9 protein-coding genes and 1 pseudogene are annotated in these 14,862 nt (G+C 73.2%); 3 read left to right on the forward strand and 7 right to left on the reverse strand.

All coding sequences use genetic code 11. The features are described from left to right. Window positions 1-132: 132 nt before the first annotated feature. The 5 genes from ilvC to P2424_RS23270 form a co-directional block, all read right to left on the reverse strand. Window positions 133-1,131 carry a ketol-acid reductoisomerase gene (gene ilvC / locus P2424_RS23250; RefSeq protein WP_276477674.1) on the reverse strand — a complete coding sequence of 333 codons (999 nt, stop codon included), beginning with the start codon at window positions 1,129-1,131 and terminating at the stop codon, window positions 133-135. 78 nt (window positions 1,132-1,209) lie between these two features. After that, window positions 1,210-1,734 (reverse strand): acetolactate synthase small subunit, encoded by a 525-nt coding sequence (gene ilvN / locus P2424_RS23255; protein WP_019355759.1) that lies wholly within the window; start codon window positions 1,732-1,734, stop codon window positions 1,210-1,212. A gap of 27 nt (window positions 1,735-1,761) precedes the next feature. Further along, a complete protein-coding gene (locus P2424_RS23260) occupies window positions 1,762-3,624 on the reverse strand; it encodes an acetolactate synthase large subunit (protein WP_276477675.1) in 1,863 nt (620 codons plus the stop codon). A 264-nt stretch (window positions 3,625-3,888) separates the two neighbouring features. Then, entirely contained in the window at window positions 3,889-6,906 is a 3,018-nt protein-coding gene (locus P2424_RS23265) for an EAL domain-containing protein (RefSeq protein WP_276479091.1), read from the reverse strand. Window positions 6,907-7,539: 633 nt separating this feature from the next. Then, window positions 7,540-8,517 carry a 2-hydroxyacid dehydrogenase gene (locus P2424_RS23270; RefSeq protein ID WP_276477676.1) on the reverse strand — a complete coding sequence of 326 codons (978 nt, stop codon included), beginning with the start codon at window positions 8,515-8,517 and terminating at the stop codon, window positions 7,540-7,542. Window positions 8,518-8,725: 208 nt separating this feature from the next. On the opposite strand from P2424_RS23270, the gene P2424_RS23275 reads away from it, so the two are divergent. From P2424_RS23275 to P2424_RS31040, 3 genes and pseudogenes are all read left to right on the forward strand, one after another. After that, the gene (locus P2424_RS23275) at window positions 8,726-9,721 is read left to right on the forward strand and encodes an aldo/keto reductase (RefSeq protein ID WP_276477677.1); all 996 of its coding nucleotides are present in this window, start codon (window positions 8,726-8,728) and stop codon (window positions 9,719-9,721) included. A 121-nt stretch (window positions 9,722-9,842) separates the two neighbouring features. Further along, window positions 9,843-11,000 (forward strand): PQQ-dependent sugar dehydrogenase, encoded by a 1,158-nt coding sequence (locus tag P2424_RS23280; protein ID WP_276477678.1) that lies wholly within the window; start codon window positions 9,843-9,845, stop codon window positions 10,998-11,000. A 22-nt stretch (window positions 11,001-11,022) separates the two neighbouring features. Beyond that, a pseudogene (locus P2424_RS31040) lies at window positions 11,023-11,097 on the forward strand (hypothetical protein); the annotation flags it as partial. Between the two features lie 55 nt (window positions 11,098-11,152). Here P2424_RS31040 and P2424_RS23290 read toward each other — a convergent pair. Together P2424_RS23290 and P2424_RS23295 are read right to left on the reverse strand one after the other, a co-directional pair. Next, the gene (locus tag P2424_RS23290; RefSeq protein WP_276477679.1) at window positions 11,153-14,398 is read right to left on the reverse strand and encodes a helix-turn-helix transcriptional regulator; all 3,246 of its coding nucleotides are present in this window, start codon (window positions 14,396-14,398) and stop codon (window positions 11,153-11,155) included. Between the two features lie 118 nt (window positions 14,399-14,516). Next, on the reverse strand, window positions 14,517-14,717 hold the full coding sequence (locus tag P2424_RS23295; RefSeq protein WP_276477680.1) for a hypothetical protein: 201 nt from the start codon (window positions 14,715-14,717) through the stop codon (window positions 14,517-14,519). Window positions 14,718-14,862 lie beyond the last annotated feature (145 nt).

A 14,862-nucleotide genomic window follows, 5' to 3' on the forward strand; every position in this document is an offset into this window, starting at 1 on the left:
CGCACCTCACGTCCGCGCCCGGGTTCCGTACGGACCCCCGGGCGCGGACGTGCCCGTCCCCGGCCGCGGGTGCGCTCCGGTTCCGCGGAGGCGCGGACGCGGCCGGGACGGCAGCTCACCGCCGGACGAGGGTCACTTCTCCTCGTCGACCCAGCTCATCAGGGAGCGCAGGTTCTTGCCCGTGGTGGCCAGCAGGCTGTCCTCGTCGGCCTTCTTGTACTCGTTGTACCGGGGCAGACCGGCGTTGTACTCGGCCATCCAGTTCTTCGCGAAGGAGCCGTCCTGGATGTCGCCGAGGATCTTCTTCATCTCGGCCCGCGTCTGGTCGTTGATCACCCGCGGACCCGAGACGTAGTCCCCCCACTCGGCGGTCTCGGAGACGGACCAGCGCATCTTCTCCAGGCCGCCCTCGTACATGAGGTCCACGATCAGCTTCAGCTCGTGGAGGCACTCGAAGTAGGCGATCTCCGGCTGGTAGCCGGCCTCGACCAGAGTGTCGAAGCCCGCCTTGACCAGCGCGGCCGTACCGCCGCAGAGCACGGCCTGCTCGCCGAAGAGGTCGGTCTCGGTCTCCTCGGTGAAGGTGGTCTTGATGACGCCCGCGCGGGTGCCGCCGATGGCCTTGGCGTAGGACAGCGCCAGCGCGAAGGCGCCGCCGCTCGCGTCCTGCTCCACGGCCGCGATGCACGGCACACCGCGGCCCTCCTCGTACTGGCGGCGGACCAGGTGGCCCGGGCCCTTCGGGGCGACCATGCAGACATCCACCGAGGCCGGGGGCTTGATGAAGTCGTAGCGGATGTTCAGGCCGTGGCCGAAGAAGAGCGCGTCGCCGTCCTCGAGGTGGGGGGCGATGGACTCCTCGTAGACCTTGGCCTGGAGCGGGTCCGGGACCAGGACCATGACCACGTTCGCTTCCCGGACCGCCTCGTCCGGGGTGGTCACCCGCAGGCCCTGCTCCTCGGCCCTGACACGCGACTTCGAGCCCTCGTGCAGGCCGACCCGGACGTCGACGCCCGAGTCGCGCAGGGACAGCGCGTGGGCATGGCCCTGGCTGCCGTATCCGAGGACCGCGACCTTGCGGCCCTGGATGATGGACAGATCGGCGTCGTCGTCGTAGAACAGCTCGGCCACTTGGGGTTTCTCCTTGTGCTGATGATGGGTGCTGCCCAACCTATGACGGCCGGGCGGGCGGAGGGATCGGGGGCGAGGTCAGGCCGTGCGCTCCAGCGCACGCAGGCTCCGGTCGGTGATGGACCGGGCGCCGCGCCCTATGGCGATGGTGCCGGACTGCACCAGTTCCTTGATGCCGTACGGCTCCAGCATCCTCAGCATCGCCTCCAGCTTGTCGGCGCTGCCGGTGGCCTCGATGGTGACGGCTTCCGGGGAGACGTCGACGGTCTTGGCGCGGAACAGCTGGACGATCTCCACGATCTGGGAGCGGGTCTCGCCCTCCGCGCGGACCTTCACCAGGACGAGTTCACGCTGCACCGCGGAGGCCGGTTCCAGCTCGACGATCTTGAGGACGTTGACCAGCTTGTTGAGCTGCTTGGTGACCTGCTCCAGCGGCAGGTCCTCGACGTTCACCACGATGGTGATGCGCGAGATGTCGGGGTGCTCGGTGACGCCCACCGCGAGCGAGTCGATGTTGAAGCCGCGGCGGGAGAAGAGCGAGGCGATCCTGGCCAGGATGCCGGGGGTGTTCTCCACCAGCACGGAGAGCGTGTGCTTGGACATCGTTCGGTGCCTTCCGTTCTTTCCCGGTCAGTCGTCGCTGTCGCCGAAGTCGGGACGGACCCCGCGGGCCGCCATGACCTCGTCGTTGGAGGTGCCCGCCGCCACCATCGGCCAGACCATGGCGTCCTCGTGGACGATGAAGTCCACCACGACGGGCCGGTCGTTGACGGCGTTGGCCTTCTCGATGACCGCGTCGAGCTGCGCGGGGTCCTCGCAGCGGATACCGACACAGCCCATGGCCTCGGCGAGCTTGACGAAGTCGGGCACGCGGGTGCCCCGGCCGGGCTCGCCCTCCTCGCCGCTGTGCAGGACGGTGTTGGAGTACCGCTGGTTGTAGAAGAGGGTCTGCCACTGGCGGACCATGCCAAGCGCTCCGTTGTTGATGATCGCGACCTTGATCGGTGCGCCGTTGAGGGCGGCGGTGACCAGCTCCTGGTTGGTCATCTGGAAGCAGCCGTCGCCGTCGATCGCCCACACCGCGCGGTCGGGCATCCCGACCTTGGCGCCCAGCGCCGCCGGGACCGCGTAGCCCATAGTGCCCAGGCCGCCCGAGTTGAGCCAGGTGGCGGGCTGGTCGTAGGTGACGAAGTGGGCCGCCCACATCTGATGCTGGCCGACGCCCGCGGCGAAGATGGTGCCCTCGGGTGCCAGTTCCCCGATCCGCTGGATGACCTGCTGCGGAGCCAGCGAACCGTCCTCCGGCAGGTCGTAGCCCAGCGGGTAGGTCGTGCGCCAGCGGTCCAGCAGAGTCCACCATTCGGCATAGCGGTCGCTGTGCCGGTCGGGGTGCTCGGCCGCCTCGACCTGGAGGGCGACGACGAGGTCGGCCAGCACTTCGCGGGCGTCCCCGACGATCGGCACGTCCGCCGCGCGGTTCTTGCCGATCTCGGCGGGGTCGATGTCGGCGTGGACGATCTTGGCGTGCGGGGCGAAGGAGTCCAGCTTGCCGGTGACCCGGTCGTCGAAGCGGGCTCCGAGCGCGATGATCAGGTCGGCCTTCTGCAGCGCGGTGACCGCCGCGACGGTGCCGTGCATCCCCGGCATCCCCAGGTGCTGGGGGTGGCTGTCGGGAAAGGCGCCGATGCCCATCAGCGTGGTGGTCACCGGGGTGCCGGTGAGCTCGGCGAGCACCTTCAGCTCCGCCGTGGCGCCGGCCTTCAGGACGCCGCCGCCGACGTAGAGCACCGGGCGGCGGGCCTCGGCCAGCAGCTTGGCGGCCTCCCGGATCTGCTTGCCGTGCGGCTTGGTGACCGGGCGGTAGCCGGGCAGCTCGGTGGTGGGCGGCCACTGGAAGGCGGTCTCCCCCTGGAGCGCGTCCTTGGCGATGTCGACCAGCACCGGGCCCGGGCGGCCGGTGGAGGCGATGTGGAACGCCTCGGCGATCGTCCTGGGAATGTCGTCGGGGTCCTTGACCAGGAAGTTGTGCTTGGTCACCGGCATCGAGATGCCGCAGATGTCGGCCTCCTGGAAGCCGTCCGTACCGATCAGGGAGGTGGCGACCTGCCCCGTGATGGCGACCAGCGGCACGGAGTCCATGTGGGCGTCGGCGAGCGGAGTGACCAGATTGGTGGCTCCGGGCCCCGAGGTGGCCATGCAGACGCCGACCTTGCCGGTGGCCTGCGCGTAACCCGTGGCCGCGTGGCCGGCCCCCTGCTCGTGGCGGACCAGGACGTGCTGGACCCGGGAGGAGTCCATCATCGGGTCGTAGGCGGGCAGGATGGCGCCGCCGGGGATGCCGAATACGGTGTCGGCGCCGACTTCCTCGAGAGCACGGATGAGGGACTGGGCGCCCGTGATGCGGGGGGCTGCCTGGGCCGGCACGGAGTTGGACTGTCCGCTGTTGCGGGCCCGCGGCTGCGGTTTCGGGGCCCCGGTGGCCTGATCGGTCATCGGCTTATCTCTTCTCGGAGAGTGAGGGTTGACGCTCGTTTTGGGCGGTTTCTTCGGTTCACCGCTGGTTCGTGCTCAGGTGCTGGTGCAACAAAAAACCCCCCGTGCCGTGAGGCAAGCGAGGGGAGCGCGCCGCTGGTGGACGCGGGATCGGATGGGTCCCGCGGTCAGCCGACGCGCTGTCCAAGTACGAGAATTCGGGTGCGCATGGCACTGACCCTCTCCCCGTCAAGCCCCGAGTGTCAAGTGAGTGGGACGGCCGTCTCAGCATTTGGGCGAGGCGGGCGAGTGCGTCAGCGGCTCCGCCGCACCCTCCTGCCCCACCGGCAGTGCCCCCGCGCCGCGTGCCAGGGGCACCGTCGCCGGCACGGTCACGGCCGCGTCCCGGCCCTCCGGGTGCTCCTCGCCGTACCCGGAGGCCCCGCCGCTGCGGGAGGACTCGGGCACCGCGTAGACCCCGCGGGCCAGCGCGGTACGCAGCCGGTGCTCGTCCAGCGGACCGGAGAAGACCGCCCCCTGCCCGTGGGTGCAGCCCATCTCACGCAGCAGCGTGGCCTGCTCCGGCAGGTCGACCGCCTCCGCGACGGTGGTCAGCCCCAGGTCACCGGCGATCCGCAGCAGTCCGGAGGTGATCTTGCGCTGCCGGGTGGACTCCAGGATCCCGTCCGTCAGCCCCCGGTCCAGCCGCAGGATGTCCACCGGCAGCCTGCGCAGCGCGGAGATCGCCGCATAGCCGCTGCCGAAGCCGTCCAGCGAGATCAGCACCCCGAGCCGGCGCAGCGCCGTCAGTCGCCGCTCGAGCTCGTCCAGCGGGATCCGCGGATCGCTGTCCGACAGCTCCAGGATCAGCGCACCCGGCGCACCCGGCACCCCCGCATTGGCCGCGGGTGCACCCAGGGCGGTACCGCCGGTCGGGCCCGGCGCCGCCGCGAGCCCGTGCCGGGCCAGCAGGGCGCCGATGCTGCGCGGCTCCATACCCGGCTCGGTCAGCCGCCGCGCGGGCAGCCGCACGGTCACCGGGGCGCCGTACCCGGCGCGCTGGCGGGCGGCGGCCTGCTGCACCGCCTCCTCCAGCAGCCACCGGCTCACCTCGGCGGCCCGCTCACCACCGGCCCCGCGCGCCTCCCGGGCCGAGGCGCCCTCGGTGCGCAGGAACTCCGCCGGCGTGAACAGGATCCCCTGGGCCGACCGCCAGCGGGCCTCTGCCGCGATGGCGGTGATCTTGCCGCTGGCCAGCTCGACGATCGGCTGGTGCAGCAGCGCGAACTCGCCGTCGTGCAGTGCGCTGCGCAGTCGCGCCGCCAGCTCGGCCCGCTTGACCACCTCGGCCTGCATCTGCGGCGCGTACAGCTCCACCCGGCCCTTGCCCGCCTGCTTGGCGCGGTACATCGCCAGGTCCGCGTTCCGCATCAGGGAGCCCGGCGTGATGCCGGGTTCGGCGAAGGCGATGCCGATGGACGCGGCGACCCGCAGCTCGGTGCCCTCGACGCGGTACGGGTCGGAGAGCGTGACCCGCAGCCGGTCGGCGATGTCGTGGATGCGCAGCTCGCGTTCGGCGTCCGGCATCCGCCCCGGCTCGCCGTCGCCACGGATGAGGACGGCGAACTCGTCACCGCCCAGCCGGGCCGCGGTGTCGCCGGAGCGCACGGAGTCGTGCAACCGCCGTGCCGCCTGCACCAGCAGTTCGTCGCCCGCCTGGTGGCCGACGGTGTCGTTGACCGCCTTGAAGCCGTCCAGGTCGATGAAGAGCACGGCGGTACCGCAGTCGCCCCCGCGGCGACCGCCGATGGCCTGCCGGACCCGCTCGGTGAACAGCGCCCGGTTGGGCAGGTCGGTGAGGGCGTCGTGGGAGGCGTTGTGCTGCAACTGAGCCTGTAGCCGCACCCGCTCGGTGACGTCCCGGCTGTTGAAGATCAGTCCGCCCTGGTAGCGGTTGACCGTGGACTCGACATTCAGCCAGTGCCCGTCCCCGTGCCGGAACCGGCACTCGACGCGGGTGCTGGACTCCCGGTCCGCTGAGGTCGCCAGGAAGCGGCGCAGCTCATGGTTGACCTGGCCCAGGTCCTCGGGGTGCACCAGGGAGGAGAGCTCGCAGCCCACCATGTCCTCGGCGCTGCGCCCGTAGACCCCGGCCGCGGCGGGTGAGACGTAGCGGAGCGTGCCCGCCGCCGCGGTGATCATGATGACGTCGCTGGAGCCCTGGACCAGAGAGCGGAAGTGGTTCTCCTTCTGTGCCAGTTCCCTGGTCAGGGTGATGTTGTCCAGCAGCATGATGCCCTGGCGCAGGACCAGCGCGAGGACGACCGTGCAACCGGTGTAGAGGACGACGCGGTCGATGTCCCGGCCGTCCACCGAGTTGTAGAGGATGCCCAGGGTGCAGACGGCCGCCGCCAGGTAGGGGGTCAGCGCACTGAGCGAGCCCGAGATGGGGCGGCTGGGGTTGGTGGCCCGGGCCTCGGCCTGCCGGTCGGTGGCGGCCAGGGGCTGCTGAGCGGCGGCGGAGGCCGCCTCGCCGACGCTCCTGCGGGCCCGGCCGACCCAGGGCGCGTAGGCCAGCAGCAGCGAGCCCGCGAACCACCCGGCGTCCAGCAGTTGCCCCGACGAGTAGTGCTCACGCAGCATCGGGGAGGTGAACAGCGCGTCGCACAGCACCGTGAGGGCGAGCGCGCCGATGGCGGTGTTGATGGCGCTGCGGTGCGCCGAGGAGCGCCGGAAGTGCAGCGCCAGCACCATGCTGACCAGCACGATGTCGAGCAGCGGATAGGCCAGGTTGAGCGCTGCCCTGGCGACCGAGTCCCCCTCCCAGTAGGCCGTGTGGGCCAGAGCGAGCGACCAGGAGAGGGTGAGCAGCGAACCGCCGATGAGCCAGGCGTCGAGGCTGAGGCAGACCCAGCCGGCTCGGGTCACCGGGCGCTTGGCGAGCACCAGCAGCCCGACGATGGCCGGCGGGGCGAACAGCAGGAAGCAGAAGTCGGCGAGCGAGGGGCGCGGCACCGCCTGGTGCAGCACCAGTTCGTACCAGCCCCATACGGCGTTGCCGAACCCCGCCATCAGCGAGGAGACGCCGAAGAGCACCCAGGCCGGGCGGCTGGCCTCCAGGCGGGTGCGGGCGGGGGCCGACAGACGGCCGGCCGCCGCCCGCCGCTGGATGCGCGCATACCACAAACACGAGCCGCCGGCCAGCAGCGCGGCGGCGCTGAGTCCGAAGTCGCCCATGACGATGGCGACCGTCTCGGACCCCCAGCCGAAGGCCGCGCCCACGGCGTAGGCGGCGCAGACCATGATGAGGGCCAGTTGCGGCAGCAGTGTGCCGCGTCCGCCGCTGTCGGAGCCTCCTGCTCCGCGCGGCCGGGCGGCGGGCGGCAGTGCCGGTGTCGCAGCCCGGGTCCGTGGCACGGCCTGCGACGGGCGGGCCGGCGCTGCCGGCCGGGTGTGCCGCCGCTGCCGCGGGTGCGGGGGACACGCCGGGTGCGGCGTGGGCGGCGGTGCCTCGCTCCGGGCGATGCCGTTGGGGCGGGCGGTCTGGGTGCCGGTCCAGCACGGGCCCCGCCTGGGGGCCGCTTCGTGGGTGGTCATCGCGCCACCCGTGGAGACGGGGGTCGCGTTGCCGCGCCCGTCCGGCCGTTCCGGGACACCTGCGCCGGAGCCCCGCAACGCGGGCGTTCCGCTGGAGAGTTGGAATGTTCGCGGGCGCCGTCCCCGCGGCCCGCACGGCAGTTCGTCCGTTGATCGTACATTCGCCCGTCGCCCCCCTCGTGTCCGGGTTTCGCCCCCCGATCGGGACGATACACCAGGTTCGTCACTCAGGGACATAGTCCCAATACAGACCGTAACCATAAGAGGGAAGCTCGGTACAGGGTGCAGTCGTACGGATCCGTAGCGTTGCCTCTCGCGGCCTCGGGGGGTTTACGGGCCCTACGCCACGGCCACCGTGTTCGCCAGCTCCTCACCGGCCGCCCAGCGCCTCAGTTGCGCCGCGAGGAGTCTTCTGGCGCGGGGATAGTAGGCGGATGTCGGCCCTCCGAGGTGCGGTGTGATCAGCACACCGGGCGCTCGCCACAGGGGGTGGTCCTGCGGGAGGGGCTCCGGATCGGTCACGTCCAGCGCCGCCCGCAGCCGCCCCGGAACACCGTCCTCCGCGCCCGGGGCCGAGGCCGGGGTCCCGGTCTCGGCGAGCAGCGCCGCGGTGTCCACCACGGCCCCGCGGGCGACGTTGACCAGCAGCGCCCCGTCCTTCATCCGGGCGAGGAAGTCCGCGTCCACCAGGCCGCGGGTCTGCTCGGTGAGCGGGGTCGCCAATATCACGACATCCGCCTGCGGCAGCAGTTCGCCGATCTCGCTCAGCGGTCGCACCGGTCCCAGCGGCGCCTGCCGCGCGGAGCGGGCGACCCGGTGCACGGCGGCGACCTCGAAGGGCAGCAGCCGCCGCTCGACGGCCTCGCCCACCGCGCCGTATCCGACGATCAGCACCGTGCGGTCCGCGAGCGCCGGGTGGAAGGCGGACCGCCAGACGCCGCGGTCCTGGGCGCGGACGGATCCGGGCAGGTCGCGCAGGGCTCCCAGGGTGAGCGCGAGGGCCAACTCGGCGGTGCTCGCGTCGTGCACGCCGCGGGCGTTGCACACCCGCGTCCCGGTGGGGAGGCGCGGGATGGCGGGCGCGATGTGGTCGATCCCCGCGGTGAGGGTCTGGACGACCCGCACCCCCGTCATCCGCGCGAGCGGCCGTACGGCGACCTCGGCATGCACGGCATAGGGGACGACGTAGAAGGCGCAGTCGGCAGGGTCCGCCGGGTACTCCTGCTCCCCGGTCCAGTACCGGTACGTCAGGTTGTCCGGGAGGCCCTCGACGCTCTCCGGCGGGAGCGCGAGCCAGATCTCCTTCGCATCGACCATGGGGAGAGACTAGTCGGACCGCGTCGGCGGATCCGGGGCACCTCCCGTCCGGAGCCCGGGGAATGCCGAAAGACGCCGGGGAATGCCTGGGGGCTCGGGGGCGGGCGGGAACGGACGGAGCTCGGGGGAGGCTGTGGTGGGAGCGAACGTGTGTGGCGCCGGGGGCAACCGTTACGTTGGGGGCCGTCCGGGAGGGAGCGGATACCAGGTGGAGCGCAGGACAATCGGTGCGGCAGCGCTCGGCGTGGGCGCCGTCGGCCTCGGCTGCATGCCGATGAGCTGGGCCTATTCCACTTCCGAGCAGCGCGGCGACAGCTCGCTGCGCGCGGTGCACACCGCGCTGGACGCAGGGATGTCGCTGCTGGACACGGCCGACATGTACGGCCCCTTCACCAACGAGCTGCTGATCGGGCGCGCGCTGAAGGAGCGGCGCGCGGAGGCGTTCGTCTCCACCAAGTGCGGGCTGCTCGTGGGCGAGCAGCACATCGTCGCCAACGGCCGTCCCGGTTACGTGCGGCGCGCCTGCGACGCCTCGCTGCGCAGGCTGCAGACCGACGTGATCGACCTCTACCAGCTGCACCGCGCGGATCCCGAGGTACCGATCGAGGAGACCTGGGGTGCGATGGCCGAGCTGGTGACGGCGGGCAAGGTACGCGCGCTGGGCTTCTGCGCCGTGGGCGCCCGCGCGGACAGACGCTCGGGCGCCGGTATCCACGACGCGACCATACGGCAGCTCGAACGCGTCCAGCAGGTGTTCCCGGTGAGCGGGGTGCAGGCCGAGCTGTCGGTCTGGTCCCGCGAGGCGCTGGAGACCCTGCTGCCCTGGTGCGAGGCGCGCGGTGTCGGGTTCCTCGCCGCCATGCCGCTGGGCAACGGCTATCTGAGCGGCGCGCTCACCACCGGCGGCGGCTTCGAGCCGGACGACGTGCGCGCCCGGCACCCCCGCTTCACCGCCGAGATGATGGCCGCCAACCAGCCCATCGTGGCCGGACTGCGCCGGGTGGCCCGGCGCCACGGCAACGCCACCCCGGCGCAGGTGGCCCTGGCCTGGGTGCTCGCCCAGGGCCGGCACGTGATCCCCGTACCGGGCACCAAGAAGGCGCACTGGGCCGCCGAGAACGCCCGCGCGGCCGGACTGGCACTGACCGCCGAGGACCTGGCCGAGGTGAACGGACTCCCCGCCGCGCAGGGCTCCTGGGACTGACTCGTCGGGCCGCTCCGGCGCCCGGCGGAGAATCCGGCGGGACGACCGCGCCTCGGCGGCGCGGCCGGGAGAGGATGTGGTCCCCTGGGGAGTCCGCCGGTCGAGGACGAGGAGCCGAAACGTGCGACGTACGGCAGGTTTGCGCATCGTTGCGGTCTGCGCGCTGGCGCTGAGCGCGGGATGTTCCGGCGGTGGCGGCGGTGGCGGCGAGCCCTCGGGCACGCGGAGCAGTTCCGCCGCAGCGCCCTCGCCGAGCGCCGCCCCCGCCAAGGGGTCCGTGAAAGTGGTCAGAACGCTCACGACGGGGCTCGAATCGCCCTGGGGCCTGGCCCCGCTGTCCGGCGGAGATCTGCTCGTCTCCTCGCGGGACACCGGCAAGATCCTGCGAATCGACGGCGACAGCGGCAAGAAGACCGAGGTGGGCACCGTTCCCGGGGTGGAGCCGGGCGGCGAGGGCGGGCTGCTGGGACTGGCCGTCCCACCGGACGGGGCGGAAGCCGGGAAGATGGTCTACGCCTACTTCACCTCCGCGTCCGACAACCGCATCGTGCGGATGCTCTACGACCCCGCGAAGGAGCCCGGGGACCAGCTCGGGGCGCCGGACACCATCCTCAAGGGCATCCCCAAGGGACGGATCCACAACGGCGGGCGGATCGCGTTCGGCCCGGACAAGATGCTCTACGCCGGAACCGGCGAGTCCGGCGACGGCGGACTCGCCCAGGACAAGGAGTCGCTGGGCGGCAAGATCCTGCGGATGACGCCCGAGGGCGAACCAGCGGGGCACGGCAGCCCCGACCCGGACTCGGTCGTCTACTCCTGGGGGCACCGCAATGTGCAGGGCCTGGACTGGGACCGCGGCAAGCGGCTGTGGGCCTCCGAGTTCGGGCAGGACACCTGGGACGAACTCAACCTGATCGAGCCGGGCGGGAACTACGGCTGGCCGGACGCCGAGGGCAGGAGCGACGACAAGAGGTTCGAGAACCCCGTCGAGCAGTGGCGCACGGACGAGGCGTCCCCCAGCGGACTGGCCGTCGCGGCGGGGTCGGTGTGGATGGCGGGGCTGCGCGGGGAGCGGCTGTGGCGGATCCCGCTCAGGGGCGGGGAACCCGCCGCCGCCCCCCAGGCGTTCCTGAAGGGGAAGTACGGACGGCTCCGGACGGTCGTGGCGGACCGCAGCGGTGGCGGCGGCGACGGGCTCTGGCTGGTCACGAGCGAGACGGACGGACGCGGCTCGCCGGAGAAGGGGGACGACCGCATCCTGCGACTCGAGGTGCATTGAGGATGGTCAGATGTTCAACCTGATGCAGGAACTGTTCACACCGGGCAGCAAGCACGCGGACGACGAGCAGCGGCGACTGGAGCACACCCGGATTCAGGAGGGCGTCGGCGACCCCGGTAAGGGGCCGATCGACCTGTCCTCCGGCAAGGCGCTCATCCGTCCACCCGAGCAACGGGTCGAGCGGCGGCCGGAGCCGTCGGGGACACTTCGGCGCCCGGAGCAGCCGCCGTCCGCGGCGCGTCCGCCGTGGCGGCCCCGTCCGGAGCCGCCACGGAGCTGAGCCCCTTCGGACTCACCAGCCGCAGCCGGAACGCCATGGCCGCCGCCTCGCCGCGAGTGGCCACGCCCAGCTTGGCGAGAATGTTGGAGACGTGCACGCTCGCCGTCTTCGGGGCGATGTAGAGGCGTTCGGCTATCTGCCGGTTGCTGCGGCCCTCGGCGACGAGTTCCAGCACGCCGCGCTCGCGCCGGGTGAGCCCGAACGCCTCCGCCGGGTCCGCGGGCGCGGATGCCGGCCGGTCGGCGCCCGGGCGCTCGGCGTCCGCGTCACCACCGAGCACGATCCGGGCGCGGGCCGCGAGCTGTTCGACCTCGGCCCGCAGCGGCGCGGCGCCCAGCCCTACGGCGGCGGAGTGCGTCTGCCCCAGCAGCTCCCGTGCAGCCGGGCAGTCGCCGCGCCGCGGGTTCGCGTCCGCCAGCAGCGCCTCGGCCCAGCGCAGCCGGGCACGGGCCAGCAGCCCGGGACGGTCAACCGGCTCCAGCGCCCGCACCGCCGCCTCCCAGGCCCGCGGGTCCCCTTCCCCCGCCGCCCGCTTCAACTCGGCCTCCAGCAGCAGCGCGTGCGCCTCCCACACCGGGGCCGGCCGGGCCAGCCTGCGGGCCGCGCGGCGCAGTTCGGCCAGCACCCGGCCCCGCCCCGGCTCGGCATCCGGCAGGCCGCGCAGCTCCGCCTCGTACGACGCGGCCGCGTACAGCAGCGCCCACGCATAGGGGTGGGTGCCCGGTGGGAAGCCCTCCTGCAGGGCGGTCGCCAGCTCGCGGCGGGCCGCGGCGACCTCGCCGCGCTCGGCCGCCAGCGCCATCGTGTGCAGCCGGAGCGCCACCATCCGCTGCGGCTCGCCCGCCGGGGACGACCCCATGGCGGCCGCGGCCTCCTCGACGGCCGACTCCAGCCCCGGGAGGTCTCCCCGGTCCCGGGCCAGCCGGGCACGGAGGAGCGCCACCCAGGCGCGTACGTCGGCCACGCGGGCCGCCGCGGCGGCCCGTTCGAGCAGCTCCTCCGCCCGCCGCCAGTCCCCCGTCGAGAGCAGCGCCTCGGCCTGTCCCGCGAGGGCTCCCGCGTAGGAGTTGGGGCGCCCGCGTTTCCGGGCGACGCGGGCTGCTCGGGCGGCCTCCTCGGCGGCCTCCGCCGAGCGGCCCACCGCCTCCAGTTCCACGGCGATGTTGATGGCGGCGCAGGTCATCACACTGGTGACACCGGCCGCGTCCGCCTCGTCCCGCGCCCGGGCCAGCTCGGCGAGCCCCTCCTCCAGGTCGCCCGACTCTGCGAGCAGGGTGCCGAGGGTGACCCTGGCGTCCAACTCGATGGTGGTCGCGCCCACCACCCGGGCCAGTTCGACCGCGCGCACGGCGGTCGCCAGTGCCTCCCGCCCGGGGCGGTGGATCATGCCCCAGCTCGCGGCGCTGGAGAGCACCTCCGCGTGCACCGCCGACGGCGGCAGCCCGCGGACCAGTTCCTGGGCCTTGGCGATCTGTGCCCAGCCGTCGCCCTTGCCCATGTCCTCCAGCAGCAGCCCGCTCTTGAGCTGGAACCAGGCGGCCGTCAGGGGGTCCTTCGTCTCGTCCAGCCGGGCCAGCGCGCGGCGGGCGAGCACCTTGGCCCGCGCCACGTCACCACTGACCCGGGCGGCGACGAGCGCTTCGGCCAGCACTTCGAGGAAGCCGGGCGGCCGGAAGGCGGGGGCCCGGTGGGCGTCGGGGTCCTCGGGGACGTCCGCGCCGGGGAAGGTGCGCGGGATGCGCAGCGCGGGCAGGGCGGCCCGGTCCTCCTCGGGCACCTCGTCCCACAGTTCGATGACTCGCTCCAGCAGGCCGTGCTCCTCGGCGTACGCGTGCCGGTTCCGGGCCTCGCAGGCGGCGGACAGCGCCGCGGGCAGCGCCTTGGCCGCGTCCCGGCCGCGGTGCCAGTAGTGCGCGAGGCGCGCCAGTCGCTCCTCGGCGCAGACCAGGGACGGGTCGCCCTCCAGCGTCTCGGCGTAGCGGCGGCTGATCCGGGCCAGTTCGCCGGGGAGCAGGTCCTCCCGCACCGCCTCGCGCAGCAGGGCGTGCCGGAACAGGTAGCCGGAGCCGTCGGCTGTGGGGCGCAGCACGTTGGCGCCGACCGCCGAGCGCAGTGCCTCCAGCAGCGCGTCCTCGCCGAGCCCCGCGACCGCCGCCAGCAGGGCGTGCTCCACGGCGGAGCCGCCGCCCGCCGCCAGCCGCACCACCCGCTGGGCCGGTTCGGGAAGTGCTTCTACCCGGACGAGCAGCAGGTCGCGCAGGGAGTTGCTGATGGCGCAGGCGGCCTCGGTGGCCGTCAGCTCCTCGACGAAGAAGGGGATCCCCTCGGAGCGGCGGAAGATCTCCTCGGCCAGCTCCCCCGCGGGCTCGGTGCCCTTGATACCGGTGATCTGGTCGCGCACCTCGCTGCGGGTCAGCCGGGGCAGCTCCAGATGCAGCACGGTCCGCAGCCGGTCCTGCTCGGCGAGGAAGGGGCGCAGCGGGTGACGGCGGTGGATGTCGTCCGTCCGGTAGGTGGCCAGCAGCACCAGCCGGCAGGTGCGGACGGAGCGGAAGAGGTAGCCGAGCAGTTCCCGGGTGGAGCGGTCGGCCCACTGGAGGTCTTCGAGGGCGACGACGAGAGTGCGGTCGGCGGCCAGCCGTTCCAGCAGTTGGGCCGTGGCCTCGAAGAGCCGGGCGCGGCCGCCGTCGGCGCCGTCGTCGTACTCCTCGCGCTGCAAGGCCGGTGGTCCGGGCACCGCCAGGTCCGGCAGCAGCCGGGCCAGCTCGGTCTCGCGGCCCTCGGCGGCGGCGGCCAGCGCGCCGGGCGGCACGGTGCCGCGCAGCCCGCGCAGCGCGGTGGTGAAGGGCGCGAAGGGGAGGCCGTCCGCGCCCAGTTCCAGGCAGCCGCCGAGGGTGGTGACCCCGTCGGCCGCGCGGACCCGGGCGAGGAATTCCTCCAGCAGCCGGGTCTTGCCCACGCCCGCCTCGCCGCCGAGGAGAAGCGCTTGGGGCGCGCCCGTACCGGCGCGGGTGAGAGCAGTGGTGAGTGCGGTCAGTTCGGCGGTACGGCCGACGAACACGGGACTGACACCGGTTTGCAGGGGCACGTCACTCAGCATCGCATCCGGCACCGTCATAAGGCACCTGCCTTATGCGCGGCCGCTCCGGGCGCGCCCGCGCGGGGCAGGGCCGCGCTGTGCCCGGCCGCCGGTCCGCCGCCTGCGGCGCCCCGGCCGCAGGCGGCCCGCGACACGCTCACGCGGCCGGGACCCACACCTGTTCGCCTTCGCCCCGGTCCCGGCTCCTGCGGCCGAGCCAGGAGCGCACGCCGGCGCGGCCCTGTTCGCGGCGTGCCGCCTTGGCCGCGCGGACCAGGCGCTCGTGCTCGGCCTCGCGGCGCAGGTCGTCCATCCGGCTCTGGTGGTACGTGTGGTCGAGGTCGTACAGCATCTTCATGGCCCCCTCGGGGAGTGGTTGCGAACTGTGCTTCCACAGTCCTCCCTGAGGGTGTTGCGGCGCATCGGGCAACTGCCCGGTCCTGGCGGTCCGGGTGCCTTAGGACCCCGGACACCGTCGGCCCGAATGCCTTAGGGCCCCGGTC

Source organism: Streptomyces sp. WMMB303 (assembly GCF_029351045.1).
Classification (GTDB): Bacteria; Actinomycetota; Actinomycetes; order Streptomycetales; family Streptomycetaceae; genus Streptomyces.